Origin of the sequence: Enterococcus sp. DIV0187, from assembly GCF_051713785.1 — a bacterium.
GTDB classification, from domain to species: Bacteria; Bacillota; Bacilli; order Lactobacillales; family Enterococcaceae; genus Enterococcus_A; species Enterococcus_A avium.
The window spans coordinates 2696402-2712266 of the sequence record NZ_JBIOQO010000001.1; the positions used below are offsets into that span (position 1 = coordinate 2696402).

At 39.5% G+C, this 15865-nt stretch carries 13 protein-coding genes, 1 pseudogene and 1 riboswitch; of the genes and pseudogenes, 5 read left to right on the top strand and 9 right to left on the bottom strand.

Translation table 11 applies throughout. The features are described 5' to 3' along the window. Window positions 1-39: 39 nt before the first annotated feature. Window positions 40-726 (bottom strand): annotated as a pseudogene (locus IGI52_RS13220) (YjjG family noncanonical pyrimidine nucleotidase). Between the two features lie 11 nt (window positions 727-737). Then, window positions 738-1454 carry a 16S rRNA pseudouridine(516) synthase gene (locus tag IGI52_RS13225; protein WP_311871654.1) on the bottom strand — a complete coding sequence of 239 codons (717 nt, stop codon included), beginning with the start codon at window positions 1452-1454 and terminating at the stop codon, window positions 738-740. A gap of 482 nt (window positions 1455-1936) precedes the next feature. Between IGI52_RS13225 and IGI52_RS13230 the strand changes: the two genes are divergently transcribed. From IGI52_RS13230 to IGI52_RS13240, 3 genes are all read left to right on the top strand, one after another. Continuing rightward, window positions 1937-2554 (top strand): 50S ribosomal protein L25/general stress protein Ctc, encoded by a 618-nt coding sequence (locus tag IGI52_RS13230; protein WP_048717826.1) that lies wholly within the window; start codon window positions 1937-1939, stop codon window positions 2552-2554. A 210-nt stretch (window positions 2555-2764) separates the two neighbouring features. Then, window positions 2765-3088 carry a DUF960 domain-containing protein gene (locus IGI52_RS13235; protein ID WP_016179461.1) on the top strand — a complete coding sequence of 108 codons (324 nt, stop codon included), beginning with the start codon at window positions 2765-2767 and terminating at the stop codon, window positions 3086-3088. 122 nt (window positions 3089-3210) lie between these two features. Continuing rightward, complete coding sequence (locus tag IGI52_RS13240) at window positions 3211-4599, top strand: MATE family efflux transporter (RefSeq protein WP_016179460.1); 1389 nt, start codon at window positions 3211-3213, stop codon at window positions 4597-4599. A 3-nt stretch (window positions 4600-4602) separates the two neighbouring features. On the opposite strand, the gene IGI52_RS13245 is transcribed toward IGI52_RS13240, so the two are convergent. From IGI52_RS13245 to rpsO, 4 genes are all read right to left on the bottom strand, one after another. Next, complete coding sequence (locus IGI52_RS13245) at window positions 4603-5136, bottom strand: hypothetical protein (RefSeq protein ID WP_016179459.1); 534 nt, start codon at window positions 5134-5136, stop codon at window positions 4603-4605. Window positions 5137-5312: 176 nt separating this feature from the next. Then, a complete protein-coding gene (locus IGI52_RS13250) occupies window positions 5313-7316 on the bottom strand; it encodes a KUP/HAK/KT family potassium transporter (protein WP_016179458.1) in 2004 nt (667 codons plus the stop codon). 384 nt (window positions 7317-7700) lie between these two features. Beyond that, a complete protein-coding gene (gene pnp / locus IGI52_RS13255) occupies window positions 7701-9824 on the bottom strand; it encodes a polyribonucleotide nucleotidyltransferase (protein WP_311871656.1) in 2124 nt (707 codons plus the stop codon). A 395-nt stretch (window positions 9825-10219) separates the two neighbouring features. Next, window positions 10220-10489: a 30S ribosomal protein S15 gene (rpsO, locus tag IGI52_RS13260; RefSeq protein WP_010742732.1), complete on the bottom strand. Its 270-nt coding sequence runs from the start codon at window positions 10487-10489 to the stop codon at window positions 10220-10222. A gap of 268 nt (window positions 10490-10757) precedes the next feature. Between rpsO and def the strand changes: the two genes are divergently transcribed. After that, entirely contained in the window at window positions 10758-11321 is a 564-nt protein-coding gene (gene def / locus IGI52_RS13265; RefSeq protein WP_016179456.1) for a peptide deformylase, read from the top strand. A 169-nt stretch (window positions 11322-11490) separates the two neighbouring features. On the opposite strand, the gene IGI52_RS13270 is transcribed toward def, so the two are convergent. The 3 genes from IGI52_RS13270 to IGI52_RS13280 are packed head-to-tail and all read right to left on the bottom strand — an operon-like array spanning window position 11491 to window position 13606. Next, entirely contained in the window at window positions 11491-12018 is a 528-nt protein-coding gene (locus tag IGI52_RS13270; RefSeq protein WP_016179455.1) for a transcription repressor NadR, read from the bottom strand. Window position 12019: 1 nt separating this feature from the next. Then, the gene (locus IGI52_RS13275; RefSeq protein ID WP_016179454.1) at window positions 12020-12853 is read right to left on the bottom strand and encodes a chorismate mutase; all 834 of its coding nucleotides are present in this window, start codon (window positions 12851-12853) and stop codon (window positions 12020-12022) included. Window positions 12854-12907: 54 nt separating this feature from the next. Further along, window positions 12908-13606: an NAD-dependent protein deacylase gene (locus IGI52_RS13280; RefSeq protein ID WP_311871657.1), complete on the bottom strand. Its 699-nt coding sequence runs from the start codon at window positions 13604-13606 to the stop codon at window positions 12908-12910. 356 nt (window positions 13607-13962) lie between these two features. Further along, a riboswitch (Lysine riboswitch) is annotated at window positions 13963-14136 on the top strand. Between the two features lie 124 nt (window positions 14137-14260). Between IGI52_RS13280 and IGI52_RS13285 the strand changes: the two genes are divergently transcribed. Next, window positions 14261-15859 carry an ABC transporter permease subunit gene (locus IGI52_RS13285; protein WP_048717818.1) on the top strand — a complete coding sequence of 533 codons (1599 nt, stop codon included), beginning with the start codon at window positions 14261-14263 and terminating at the stop codon, window positions 15857-15859. Window positions 15860-15865: the final 6 nt, after the last annotated feature.

A 15865-nucleotide genomic window follows, 5' to 3' on the forward strand; every position in this document is an offset into this window, starting at 1 on the left:
CCTATTATAGCGAAACAACGTCAAATTGCTATATAAAACTTAAAAATCATCTAAAATCTGATAGAGGTCCGTCAATTTTTTTATCTGAAACGTTGGTCTAATTTCTTTCGTTTCATTTTCATGGGGATTCATCCAAATCGTGTCGATCCCAGCAACCTGTCCACCTTTAATATCTGAAGTTAAAGAATCACCGATAATCACGGTTTTTTCTTTGTCGAATCGAGGAATTTCCGCAAAAACGATGTCGAAAAATTCTTTCATTGGTTTATGAACACCCATTTCTTCAGAGATAAAGAATTTTTTGAAATAAGGTGCAAGTCCTGATTTTTCTAGACGCTGATGCTGAGTTACAGACACACCATTTGTTACTACATAAAGATCTTTTTTCTGACTCAGACTTTCTACAACTTCTAGGCTGTTTGAAATCAACTGATGTCCTTGATTCAAATAGTAGCGATAACGCGCCTCTGTCTTTGGCCCATCAACTTCTCGTTCATATTGTTCAAAAAATAGGCGGAAACGATTGTCTAGTAATTCTTGGCGTGATAGCAGTCCTGCTTCATGATCGCGCCAAAAACCTTGGTTCATTTTTTTGTAATTGTTCTTCACAGATAAAGAAGGCTCCACTCACATATCTTGAAACAATTGACTTAATGCTTGTTCTTCTGCTGCTTTAAAATCCAGCAACGTATCGTCGATATCAAATAAAATTGTCTCGTATCCCATCTTCAAACCTTCTATCTAAAATATGATTTTAATTGTTTAAGCTCTGCCAATGTTAACGAACGGTAATTACCTACTGCTAAATTTGCTGGCAAAACTATTGGTCCCATCGCAATACGAGTCAAGCTCGTAACTTTTTTCCCACAAGCCAAAAACATTTTTTTGACTTGATGAAATTTTCCTTCTTTGATCGTAAGTAAAACTTCCGACTGGTCTGGATCAGATTGTAAAATCGCTAAACGCGCTGGCTGACAACGAATTCCTCCGTGAAAAACAATCCCTTTTTCAAAAGCTAACACGTCCTCAAATGTCACTGTATCGTTGATTGTGGCACGATATGTCTTTGCAACTTTAGCATACGGCTGTAAGAGATCGTAACCTAGTTGACCATTGTCAGTCAATAACAACAACCCGGTCGTATCACGATCCAAGCGACCTACTGGATATAAATCTGCTGGACGCTCTCCTTCTTTCACCAGTTCTATAGCTGTTTGAAATTTATTATCCCTTTTCGCTGTTACAACGCCGGCTGGTTTATTTAATAAGTAATACACGTGATCCGTTTGCAACTTCTGCCCATCTACTTGAATCTCATGGAGTTGACTATCGACGTTGCGCCACTGGTTCAGCTCAACTTCACCATCGATTAAAACCTTTTTCATTAGAAATAAACGTTTCATTTCTTTTCGTGTTGTTTTTAAGTTCTGCTCAATCACTTTGTCTAATCGCATGGTAAAACTCCTTCAATATTGTTGGACTCATTATACCGAATTTCAAAAAGAGACAAAACCCTCACACTCTTTCTTGATGTTTTTATTCACTTTCTAAAACAAAAGTATTGCTATCAAGAAAACAACTCTCAAAAACTAATGACACATTTGGACACTTAGCTCCGTTAATATAGTATTTACCAACTACGAAAAATTCCTTACTTAAATCGTCAACAGACATTATACTTGCATTTTGATTAGATAAGTCCTAGAATTTAATTATACGAGTCAGAGATTCGTATGATTAAGTGAATCAAAGGTTTCTCATACACAGCGTTATGACCTGGTAGAGAAAGTTGAACGTAGACTTTTTTTGGACAGTTGTGTAGACGACTGTCTTTTTGCGTTTTTTCGCAAAGCCATTGTGCTGAGAATAACCCGTCACTTAAATAAAATCTGTCTGAACAACCACAGACAGTCACATTTTAAGGAGGAATTTGGTTATGGCAGTATCATTGAAAGTAGAAGAAAGAGCAACTCGTCCCCGTTCCATTCGCAACAAATTACGTCACGAAGGAAAAGTTCCTGCAGTCGTTAATGGGTACAAGATAGAAAGTACACCTATCTCAATTGATGAACGTGAATTTTCAAAATTGTTACGTGAAAACGGTGCGAATACTGTTTTCGCCATTGAAATTGGCGGTAAAAAGGTGAACACACTATTACGCGACTCACAAGTTGATACCTTTACTCGTCGTTTAACGCATATTGAATTATTATCTGTAAACTTGTCAGAAGAAACTGAAGCTGAAACAGAAATCAACTTAGTTGGTGAATCTGTTGGTGTGAAAGCTGGCGGTGTATTAACTCAAACGCTTTACACAGCCACTGTTTCTGCAACACCAGAAAAATTACCAGAAGGCATTGATGTAGACATCTCTGGATTAGAAATCGGCCAATCAATTTCTGTAGGTGATCTACCTAAGAATGATGATTACACAATCGTAACTGATGCAGAAGAACAAATCGTTGCTGTCCAAGAAGCGCAAGAACTACCTGAAGAAGATGAAGCTGCTGAAGGCGCTGAACCAGAAGTTATTGGTGAGTCAACAGAAGAATAAGAATTTAATGCGATGGCCTGCTTTTCCAGCCGGTCATCTTTTTTTAAACTACAAAAGTCTGGTTCCTTCCTTTAAAAATTTAGAATTTTTTACTTTTTCTTATAGACTAAGCGTAATAAGTGGTTTTTTCTGAAAAAAAGAATTACAATAAGTCACTACAAAGCTTACTCGTACTTTAAGTAAGTGATTCCAACTAAAGGAGGAAAATCTATGTTTGAAACATTTGATTCTAAAAAAAGTCGTTATGCCTCTGTCGGTGTGGTATCCAGCTTGCCAGGCGAGCTGATTGATAGTATCTGGTATATCATTGACCTAGACTTAAAGGGTTTGATCCCATTAGACAATATCTTAAGTTTTGACCTGATCAATAATGATGGTCGTGTTACGATGCACTTCTCCCAAGAAGGAAGTAGCGTCGAAATGGGAATAGATCTCCCATTTGGTTATTCTAATGACTTCCCTCAAGAAGTTTATGCCTACGATGACGGCAGCCGTCAGACGATCCTTTTGCCGCACGAGATCCGGCAACGTTAATTTCAGAGACAACCTTTCTTAAGGGTTGTCTCTTTTTTCTTAACTTTTTATTCAAGACACTTGCTTTCAGAAAATTTTATGGTAATATCAATCAGAAAATTTTATTAGAAAGCGGGAAAAAGATGAAAGAATTAACTCGAGGAAATCCGGCAAAGCTGATCATTTTGTTCGCCTTGCCTTTGTTTATAGGAAATGTTTTTCAGCAATTTTACAGTATGGTTGATATGATCGTTGTAGGTCAAACGTTAGGCAAAGATGCTTTAGCCGCAGTTGGAGCTACTAGTAGTGTCAGTTTTTTGATTATTGGTTTTGCACAAGGTTTAACTTCTGGTCTCTCTATTATTACGGCTCAGCGTTTCGGTGCTAAAGATGCTCAGGGCGTGCGAAAAAGCTTTGCTACTTCGATTTTGATTAGTCTTGGTGTTACAGTTGTTTTGACAACATTAAGCCTGCTGTTCTTACGTCCCTTATTATTGCTCATGCAGACACCGCCAGAATTGCTAGATCAAGCGCAAGATTTTATCTCTATTCTTTTAGGCGGGATCTTCGCATCAATGGCATTTAATCTTTTGTCAAATATGGTACGTGCCTTAGGAGATAGTCGTACACCGCTATTCTTCTTGGCCTTTGCGGTAGTAATCAACGTTGTCTTAGATCTAATCTTCATTATTTATTTCCATATGGGAGTTGCTGGTGCGGGTTATGCGACGGTCATCGCTCAAGTTGCAGCAAGTTTGATGTGTGTGTGGTTTATCCGAAGAAAAATCCCTATATTACAAATCAATCGTAAACATTTTTCTCTTAACAAAGAGGACTTTCGCATACACTTGAACTCAGCTTTGCCTATAGGATTCCAATCATCAATTATTGCAATTGGTGCTGTCATTTTGCAATCTGCATTGAATACGTTAGGAACAGACGTCGTTGCTGCGCAAACTACTGCAAGTCGAATTGATCAGCTTGCAATCTTACCAATGATGTCATTCGGAATTACTATGGCAACTTTTACTGCTCAAAACTATGGGGCAAAAGAATATGGACGAATTTTACTTGGTGTTAAGCAATGTTTGGTAATGAGCGGTATATTTAGTATTTTCGTTGGTGTTTTAGTGATTACCTGCGGACATTATTTCGTCGCTCTTTTCGTTAATCCTAGCGAAGTACACGTATTTCAACTGACACAAACCTATTTTATTATTAATGGTTCCTTGTATTGGGTCTTAGCAATATTGTTCATCCTCCGCTATACTCTGCAAGGATTAGGGCAAGCAAAAATCCCGACTATTGCCGGGATTATGGAACTTGTTATGCGTTCCTTCGCTGCCATTATTCTGACACACTCTTTTGGTTTTGCTGGAGCAGCCTTTGCGTCACCATTGGCTTGGATGGGATCAACTGCTGTCTTGTTGACTTCCTACTTTAAAGCAATGCGCCACTTGAGAAAGTTAGATCAAGAACAGGCACAAGAACGAGCAATGCAACTAGAACTAGAAATGGAAGGTGAGGCCTAGGCCTCACCTTTTTGCTAACTGTTGATACACATCCAGCATATCCTGTGAAAATCCTGAGGTGAAACCTCTTGCAACATCAATAATTTGGTTACATTTAGCAAAATAGTGGTGGAAAAAAAGTTCCGAACCATCTTCTAAAATCCGCGCTACCGCTGAAGCGTAGTTCGTAATCAGTAATTCTTTCATCTCTCCATCTGATTCTCCAAAGATGCCGAGGAAATCTAGTCCGCATTCGACAAAAAACAATTCAATTTCGATCAATGCTCGCTGATTTTGGCAATTCTTACGAAATTGACGCAACAGCTCTTTAGCTTGTGTCAAAGAACGATCAATTTTACCGTGTGGAAAAAAAGCCCGTTCTAGTTTTTTCTTAGTGGTTTCAGCGAATCGCATTCCATAATCATCATCCAAAAGAGTTGAATCCACGATTTGTTGAGCAACTTCTGAATGTTTGTATATCTGACAGATTAATTCACTTAATTGTTTTTCATCGGCTTCTTGCAGCCTTTCTCGTAACCCCGAAATTGTCATTTCCATCTCTCAGCCCCCTTTGTTCATTCTATTTTAATCTTAATTTAACTTATTTCAAATAAAAAGAAAAGAGTTTTTGACTTCTATCTCAGCCAAAAACTCTTTATTTGAATAAACTTTTTGAACAAATCTTCTAAATAGATGATTCGAATGAGCAAATTATACATTAGACTAGGGACTCACTATTCTTTTCGTTCTTTCAGCCATGTTTTTTTCGTTTCGCCGACAATTAACGGCACTGTTTCATAAGTAACCTCACTATACTCAATACCGAACCAGCGTTCAGGCGTAACTGTATGACGTTTGATTGCTAAACGTGCTTGCATAACTTGTCGATCCCATTTGTCGATTCTAGTCGTATTGGATAATTCTTCCTGAATCATGACAAAACGAAAATCCCCTACCTGACGTCCAGGAGTTAACGAGTAATGCTGCGGTTGTTTAGGCAAACGGCCTTGTTTCATCAAATCATGAATAACTTGACGCAAATAGACGTTTACATCCTGAGCGATTCGAAAACCTAGATACAATTTAACCTTTACAATAAAATCAGTTCCCATCATATCAATACTATATTCTTCTGTATATGGTTCATCTGTTACTTCTACATTTACAAACCAGTATACTTTTGCCCGTTTTAATCGTTTATCCAAAATCGAATAAATAAATTGCTGCGGGATTGCATCGCCTTCTAAACGTGGGACCAAAAAAACGACGTTGGTTTGATAATAGGGAATTCTGTCATCATCATGAAGCTCTTGTAATTGCGGCAGATAGTCTTTGAAATAAACATCTTGGCTCGCATCTTCTTGAACTTGATTACTGCGATGCCAAATATACATCACACTTAATATCAGCAATGCCATTGCCACCGCCACAAAACCTCCATGGAAGAACTTGGTGACGCTGGATATAAAGAAGAAGCCTTCCAATATACCAAAAAAGAGTAGCATTAAACCAGCTAAAATGCGCGAGGTTCCACTTTGTAATAGATAATGATACAACAAGAAAGTCGTCATTAACATCGTTACCGTAATTGATAGACCATAAGCCGCTTCCATATGACTTGATGTGCGGAAAGTCAAAACAATCAATGAACATGCAGCCCACAAGATCATATTGATCGCCGGAATATACATCTGACCAATACTTTTTCCTGGATAAATAATTCGCATTCTAGGCAACAGTTTCAGCTTAATCGCCTCAGACACTAGTGTGAATGACCCAGAAATCAAAGCCTGAGAGGCAATGATAGCAGCAATCGTCGCAAAGATGACACCAAAGATCATCCACCCGTCAGGTAAAATTTGGAAAAATGGATTTAAATTTTCAATTCCTTCAATCGAGGCATTGCCCTTTGAGTGTAAAATCCAGGCTGCTTGTCCTGCATAATTTAACATTAAGCAAAGCAAAACGTACGGCCAGCTAAAATGGATATTTTTCTTTCCCACATGCCCCATGTCAGAATATAAGGCTTCGGCACCGGTCGTTGCTAGGAAGATACTTCCTAAAATAAAGATTCCCATCTTATTGTCAGGATTGAATAATAGGTGGATCGCATAATAAGGATTCAACGCTTTAATTACGCTAAAATCATATGGGATATTTAAAATACCCATCAGCCCTAAAAAGGTGAACCATAAAAACATGATCGGTCCAAAAGCTTTCCCAACAAAATCCGTACCAAAACGTTGAATTAAAAATAGGAAAAGCAAAATAACTAACGTGATGATTACGATGATATTTTGATTGTTCCCAAACTCCTGATAAAAATCAGGAATCCCCCGCAGTCCTTCAATCGCTGTCGTTACCGTTACCGCAGGTGTTAATACGCCATCAGCCAACAGCGCGGCACCACCAATCATAGCTGGAACAATTAAGTATTTTCCACCTTTACGTACTAATGTATATAAAGAGAAGATTCCTCCTTCACCATGGTTATCCGCTCTCAAGGCAATCAACACATATTTGACCGTAGTTAACAGCATGACGGTCCAAAAAACTAATGAGACTGCACCTAGTACAAAATCTTTAGTTACGGTGCTCAGTCCACCATTTTCCTCTAAAATAGCTTTCATCACATATAACGGACTCGTCCCAATATCGCCGTACACGACTCCCATCGCAATCAGCAATCCCGCCGCTGAAAGCTTTTTGATATGATCATGATCTTTCTTTTTTTCCATTCCGCACACTCCTGTTAAGCAACTCATTGAATCGGTATTGATTCTCTATTAAAAAAGTTTCAGGTTTCTTCACCAAAATAGACAAGTTCTTCACATATTTAGACAATAGTTTCTTATCCTCGTACTAAACCTCAACTGAAAACTATTAAATATTTTTTAGCTGATATCACTTAATTACACTGCAAAAAGTACGACTGACAAAAAAAGACCTAAACAACAGTTTTCACTATTGTTTAGGTCTGGCAAATTATCTCTTAGACCAGCGCTGCGCACTAGTTGTTGATCTAAAAGCATAGAGCTTACTCTATGTCGCTACTCCCCTAAAACTTATCAGTATTATCCAGTTTACAGCGAGAATTGTCAAAGAATAACCTCAATGACATACTATTTTTCTGCTTTTTTGCTTTCTTCTTCCTTCAATAAGGCTTTACGAGAAGCATTTACACGACCTTGACGATCGATTTCTGTCACTTTTACTAATACTTCATCGCCTAATTTTACGACATCTTCCACTTTATTCACGCGCTCATTTGCAAGCTGTGAAATGTGAATCAATGCATCTTTGCCTTTAATCAAGTTTACAAAGGCTCCAAATTTCTCGATACGAACAACTTTTCCTAAGTACACTTCGCCGACTTTGACTTCCTTAGTTAACTCTTCAATGATCTTAATCGCTTTTTTGATCATATCTGCATCAGAAGAAGCAATGCTAACGTTACCCTCTTGATCAATATCAATTTTTACACCAGTTTCTTCGATAATACCATTGATTGTGTCTCCGCCTTTACCGATGACTGTTTTGATCTTATCTGGATCGATTTGGATCATTTCAATCTTCGGTGCGTACGGACTTAATTCTTTACGTGGCTCAGCAATCGTTTCAGTTAGGACTTCTAAGATTTCCATCCGCGCTTGTTTTGCTTGCGTTAATGCTTCAGAAAGAATTTGTTCAGTGATTCCTTGGATTTTGATATCCATTTGCAAAGCTGTGATTCCATCTTTTGTACCAGCAACTTTAAAGTCCATATCGCCAAGATGGTCTTCCAATCCTTGGATATCTGTCAAGATCGTATAGTTTTCACCATCGGAAACCAAGCCCATTGCGATACCAGCAACTGGTGCTTTGATTGGCACACCAGCATCCATTAACGCCAATGTACCAGCACAGATACTTGCTTGAGAAGAAGAACCGTTTGATTCCAATACTTCCGCTACTAAACGGATGGTGTAAGGGAAATCTTCTTCGCTTGGAATAATTTGGGCTAATGCACGTTCACCCAATGCTCCATGGCCAATTTCACGACGACCTGGTGAACCAGCACGTCCAGTAGAACCAACAGAGAATTGCGGGAAGTTGTAATGATGGATGAATCGTTTACTTTCAACTGTTCCTAAACCATCAATGATTTGATGTTCACCTAAGGGTGCCAAAGTACAAGCAGATAATGCTTGCGTTTGTCCCCGTGTAAATAAGCCTGAACCATGAACACGTGGTAAAATACCTGTTTCAGCAGCCAACGGACGAATTTCATCTAATTTACGTCCGTCTGGGCGAATTTTATCGATTGTAATCAATTCACGAACCACATCTTTTTCAAGATCTTCCGCGATTTGTTTTACTTCTTTTGTTAATTGCGCTTCATCTTCATGATCCGCAAATTTCTCAGCGTAAACTTCTTTGACCGTTTCTTTGACTTTTTCGATTTCGTCTTCACGTGCCAATTTATCCATTGTCATTACAGCTGTTTTCATTGTTTGATAGTAGCCGTCAAAAATTTCTTTTTTCAGTTCAGGATCAACTTGTAATAAAGAAACTTCCATTTTCTCTTTGCCGACTGCAGCTACGATCTCAGCTTGGAAAGCCACCATTTCTTTGATTGCATCAAATCCGAATAGTAATGCGCCAAGCATGTCTTCTTCAGAAACTTCTTTGGCGCCAGATTCTACCATGTTAATGGCTTGTTTGGTCCCAGCAACTGTTAAATCGATATCTGATTCAGCGTGTTGCTCGACAGTCGGATTCAATACATATTCCCCATTCACGCGACCCACATCGACACCAGCGATTGGTCCGTCAAACGGAATATCTGAAATGGCTAGAGCCAACGAAGAACCAAACATCGCTGCCATTGCTGGAGAGCAATCCTGTTCTACACTCATCACAAAGTTCGTTACTTGGACTTCATTACGGAATCCATCTGCAAACATCGGACGAATCGGACGGTCAATTAAACGGGCAGTCAAGGTTGCGTCTGTACTTGGACGACCTTCACGTTTGATGAAACCGCCAGGGATTTTACCCACTGCATACATTTTTTCTTCATAGTTAATGGTTAATGGGAAAAAGTCGGTATCTTTTGCTTCTTTTGAGGCAACAGCTGCACTCAATACGACTGTGTCGCCATAGCGAACTAAAACTGCGCCATTGGCTTGTTTAGCAAGTTGACCGATTTCAACTTGCAGAGGGCGTCCGCCCCAAGTGGTTTTGAAAACTTGTTTTTCTGACATAACTTCTCCTTTTCCCTTTGACCAGTGCGACGCTACTAAACAAATGGAAACAGCGAAAAACTTCGCTTCTTGCATTTGGTTAGTAGAGTGACAACACGCCAATCAAAGGTTTTTTATTTTTTCTGAGTCAAGCTCAGGATTGTCTCTGCTAAATTTACTATAATCAAACCTTGCGAACTGGGGAAAGTTTAATTAGCAGCTAGCTCATTACTACTGTATGAATTTTTCTAACGTAAAAATTCAGTTGGTTTTCGTACGCATAACATTAGGCTAAACTACCTGTTCAATACAATGGCATAAAACTATTGCTAGAACTCACACTTTCGCTACTGCGAAAAGCCTAACTGTCAAAAAAAGTGAGATTCCTAGGAACCTCACTTTAATAGTAGTACGAATTAACGACGTAGTCCTAGACGTTGGATTAATTCACGGTAACGTTGAACTTCGTTCTTACGTAGGTAAGCCAACAAGTTACGACGATGACCAACTTTTTTCATTAGACCGCGATATGAATGGTGGTCTTTTTTGTGGACACGTGCATGCTCATTTAGTTGATTGATTTCTTCCGTTAATACAGCGATTTGTACTTCTGGAGAACCAGTATCTCCTTCATGGCGAGCAAAGTCATTGATGATTTCGTTTTTACGTTCTTTTGATAATGCCATGTTTTTTCACCTCTTCCTTTTTTTCTTCCTACGACTGAGTAGAGCGTTGGTGAATCGCCCAACCAAGTGATAGGTGGTGCGCTATGCACACTCTAACACTTTACTCGATTTGTATTAAAAAATCAAGCTGTATACCAATTTAACGCTTATTTCTAGAATCATTACAATTTTTTTAAAGAACCGTATTCATGAAAACAGTTTTTTTACCTTACTTACTTTTTGTGTTAAACTAACGTGATGAAATCATGTCTTGAGAGGAGATTTTTTAATGATCACAATGGATGATATTATTCGGGAAGGCCATCCGACTTTACGGGCAGTTGCCAATGAAGTCCCGATTCCTCCAACTGCTGAAGATGTGGAGCTTGGAAAGGAAATGCTGCAATTTCTAAAAAATAGCCAAGATCCTGTAAAGGCAGAAGAATTGAATCTACGCGGAGGTGTGGGTTTAGCAGCTCCCCAATTAGATATCTCAAAACGAATTATCGCAGTTCATGTTCCTAGCGTTGATCCTGAAAAACCGGAAAACGGCATTAGTACGGTGATGTATAATCCAAAAATCTTGAGCCACTCAGTTCAAGAAGCTTGCTTAGGAGAAGGCGAAGGCTGCTTATCAGTCGATCGTGAAGTGCCTGGATATGTCGTTCGTGCCGCGCGTATCACTGTTTCTTATTTTGACGAAAAAGGCGAGAAACATAAAATTCGGCTAAAAAACTATAATGCGATCGTGGTCCAACACGAGATTGATCATATCAATGGCATCATGTTCTATGACCATATCAATGAAAAAAATCCGTTGCACTTAAAAGATGGCGTCTTAGTTATCGAGTAACCGCTAATTCGTTTTTAAGGTGTTCATTTTCCGATGAACTTTGAATACTTTTCTCACTACGCATATCATCGAACTAAACCACTTGTTTCTTTTAAGGGACTTAAACCGTTAAATTAGTCTCACCTAAGAGATAGCTGTAAAAAAGTTCGACTGTCAAAAACCGTCACGTTTACACGTGACGGTTTTCTTCATATAAAATACCCTTTTCTGAAAGTGCTTGTTTAATTTCGGTTAAATTCTCTATTGCTTCATATGCGATGGTATGTAGATGAATCCCTGCGGTCAACTCAGACAAAAGAGTCACTTCGAGTCTTTTTGCTTCTGCAACAAAGGCCTCCACATCTTGTTGAGTGGTCAAATGCAAGCCTCCAACCAGCTCTCCATACAACGGATGCTCAACTACTACATCAATAACTTCACCACCGTGTGCAACGATTGTGTGTAATTCTTCTGCCGTCTGTTCAGGAGAATGCTGAACGGCAATTTTGCTGATTAATTTCGCCGATTCGCGTTCTAACAAATACCCTCGAGCAGTAGCGATGATATTCTCCCCTGCGGCTCGTAATAAGGCCACATCGCCGACTACGATCTGACGACTCACACCAAATTCTTTTGCAAAGCTTGTAGCGCTGATCGGTTTTTCAGCTTGTTGCAGCGCCTTTAAAATCTCGGCTTTACGTCTATCGCCGTCGATCATATTATCTCAACCGCCCTTCTTGATAGTTTCTTGACTGTTTCATAATGTCTTTGAAGGTTTCAACAATTGTCTCACGATAATTCTCATCTTTCACTAAATCCGAAACCTTTTGTAAAACCGCCTCTTCACGACTAGTATCTAAAACAGCTTTCTTTGTTTCAGCTTTATACGCAGTGACTTCGCTGACAGCTGACATCCGTTTTTCTAAAAGCGTCACGATTTCTTGATCAATCCGATCAATTTTTTTTCGTGCATTAGTCAGTGCATCGTCTTTGTTTTCCTCTTCGATCGTTTTGATGATTCGCGCCGGATTTCCACCAACCACTACATTATCTGGGAAAGATTTAGTTACAACAGCGCCCGCGGCTATAACTACATTATCCCCTACTGTTACTCCTGGAGTCACTATGGCTGAGCCACCAATCCAAACATTATTGCCGATAGTGATCGGCTTGCCAAACTCCTGACCGCTATTACGTTTTCCAGGTTCCAACGGATGACTTGCCGTATACAATTGAACATTTGGTCCAAACATACAATTATCACCGATTGTAATCGGACAAATGTCTAAAAAGACGTTGTGGAAATTACAATAAAAATTCTCACCTACAAAAATATTGTAGCCATAATCAAAAGAAATCGTTGGTTCTACATAGACATGGTTCTTTGTCCCGCCAAACGCCTGTTTTACGAATTCTTCACGTTTTTCTCTATCTGATTCTTGATTAATCGCACGTAATCTTAAACGAGCATCTCTTCGATCGGCCACTAATTCAGGATCGCCTGCAAAATACAATTTTCCAGCAATCATTTTTTCCTTTTCTGTTAACTCCACACAGTTCCCTCCCAATTGATCATAAATCGTTGTTATCCCGCTGCGACAAAATCGCTATACTTTTTCAAAAACCGCTGTTCCATCCGTCTGGACAAAATAATATTCGCCAGCTAATTGAATCGGGGTTTGGTTGATTACAACTACTTTCGCATCTTTGCTTTTTTCATAAATTAAATCACAAAATGGATGAACTTGAAAGCTTGTTCCTGCAATCACTATAAGTTCGGCATTTTTTACAGCTCCGATTGCCTGCTGGATGACTGACTCTTCAAATCCTTCGCCGTACAAAACAATTTTCGGACGAATTTGACCACCACAGTCTTTGTGACGATCGCTTTGCAGATAATCCTGCCACGCTACTGACTGCTGACACTTGCGACAATAGCACTCGTAAAGCGAGCCATGGAAATTCACCAAGTGTTGGCTTCCAGCAGCCGCGTGCAGGCCATCGATATTTTGCGAGACTACCCAGACATCCTTCGTCTTCTCCATCTGTGCCATCTCACGATGAATACTATTTGGTCGTGCTTCTTTATGATACAAATGTTTGACGAACTGATAAAATTTTTCTGGTTCACGAACTAAACACTCATTACTTAATAGGTATTCTGGTGCTTCAAGACCATGATAAACGCCTTGTAACGATCGATAATCCGGCACACCTGAAGGGGTAGAAACGCCTGCGCCTGTTAAAAATGTAATTTTTCTGTTTTCTTGAATTATTTTTACTGCTTGATCAACTGTGATCTCCATTTTCGTCACCTCAAGAATCAGTATAGTATAAATTTAGAGGAAAATAAAAAGTCCTTATCTGAATAAACGAATCCTTTGTTAGCGATTTACGATTTTATCCCTTAATCAATATTTTTTTAGAAAACCGCTCTCGATTAGTCGGTTAAATGGAGAAGGGCTGTCAAAATGATAAAAGTTATCTTTTTATTCTTAAAAAGCTTCTTTAACGTATTTCTTTGTCTTTCTGAACAATTCGAATGGAATAATTTAAAAAATTCAACCACCTTTTTTGTTTATTCCAAATGATTTCCATTGACTTTTTCATTCTCAGCCTTTAGACTGTGAAACATAATAACTGAATACGAGATGCCTCAGAACAATGAGGTAGAGGTCGCGAACCTTATTAACCCTATGGAGTGTAGAGACACGTTGAAATAGGACTAGGAAGTTTCGCCGAAATGTACAAAATTCTCTTTATTTTGTATGTTGGGACGCAAGCGAATAACTTGCGGACTGTCTTAGCAGTGATGCTAAGTTGCGCTATGTTTTTGTGAGAGGGAACATCATCTTCTTATTATCTGCAAGCGGCCTTATACACGAATCGGCGGCTTTTTTTGTTGCAGATTTTCAAAGACAGCCCTACCCAATCTCGTAATTTCAAGAAAGGGAGAAATTATGAATAGAAGAAAATTTTCAGTTATCGCACTCATCGCATTATTTATTTCATTTCTAGGAGCCCCATTAGTCACTCGGGCAGATGAAAAAACACCTGAAGGAGAATTGCGGGTCGGCATGGAGGCTGGATACGCTCCTTTCAACTGGACACAAAAGGATGATCGGAATGGCGCCGTGCAGATTCAAGGCGATAAAGCCTACGCTGGCGGCTATGACGTACAAATGGCGAAAAAAATCGCTGATAAAATGAATCGTAAACTAGTCGTGGTAAAAACCGAATGGGATGGTCTGTTACCAGCACTTCAATCTGGAAAGATCGACGCGATTATTGCTGGGATGTCTCCCACAGCCGAACGGCGTAAAGAAGTTGACTTTTCTGATCCATATTATGAATCACAATTAGTTATTGTCACCCGCAAAGATACTAAATATGCCAAAGCAACTTCGATCAAAGATTTTGCTGGTGCAAAGGTCACCGCGCAATTGAGTACGTTTCATTATGATGTTATCCCTCAAATCCCTGATGTCAACAAACAGGAAGCCATGGATAACTTCCCAGCAATGCGGGTCGCTTTGGAGTCAGGCACAATCGATGGGTACGTCAGTGAACGACCTGAAGGCGTGACTGCGGAAAGTGTTAACCCTGATTTAAAAATGGTCGAATTCGACAAAGCCAATGGATTCCAAACTAACCCAGAGGATGTGCAAGTTTCTGTCGGGATGCGAAAAGGAGATCCTGATATGGCCCAAGTTAACCAGATCCTGGCGGACATCTCACAAGACGAGCGTGTCGAAGTTATGGACCAAGCCATTAAAGATCAACCAGCTACCGATGAAACGCAAAGCGCTTCAGGTAAAAAAGAGAATGTATTTGTTCGTATTTTGAAACAGAACGGTTCGATGTTCTTGCGTGGTACGGGTATGACCCTATTACTTGCAATCGTTGGGACGACTGTTGGTACATTGATTGGTTTACTTGTCGGCGTCTTTCGAACCATTCCAGAATCAGACAACAGCGCAAAACGCGGGCTGCAAAAAGTCTTTGGCTGGTTACTAAATGCCTATATCGAGATTTTCCGTGGAACACCCATGATCGTTCAATCTGCCGTAATTTATTACGGAATTGCGATGGCTTTTGGAATTGATTTAAACCGAACCGCCGCTGCCTTATTTATCGTTTCAATCAATACTGGTGCTTACATGTCTGAAATCGTTCGTGGCGGAATCTTCGCTGTCGATCAAGGTCAATTTGAAGCTGCACACGCCATTGGTATGACCCATGGCCAAACGATGCGTAAGGTTGTCCTACCGCAAGTATTACGAAACATTTTGCCAGCGACTGGAAATGAATTAGTAATCAATATCAAAGATACCTCCGTTTTAAGTATCATTTCTGTTTCCGAATTGTTCTTCCAAGGAAAATCAGCAGCTGGAACAAACTATATGTTCTTCCAGACCTACTTCATCATTTGTGTGATCTATTTTGTATTGACCTTCACAGCGACTCGAATCTTGCGAGCAGTTGAGAAAAAAATGGATGGTCCATCAGCTTATGTGCGTTTAGACGATGTTGATGTAGCTGTTGGGGAAGATAAATAATCAGTA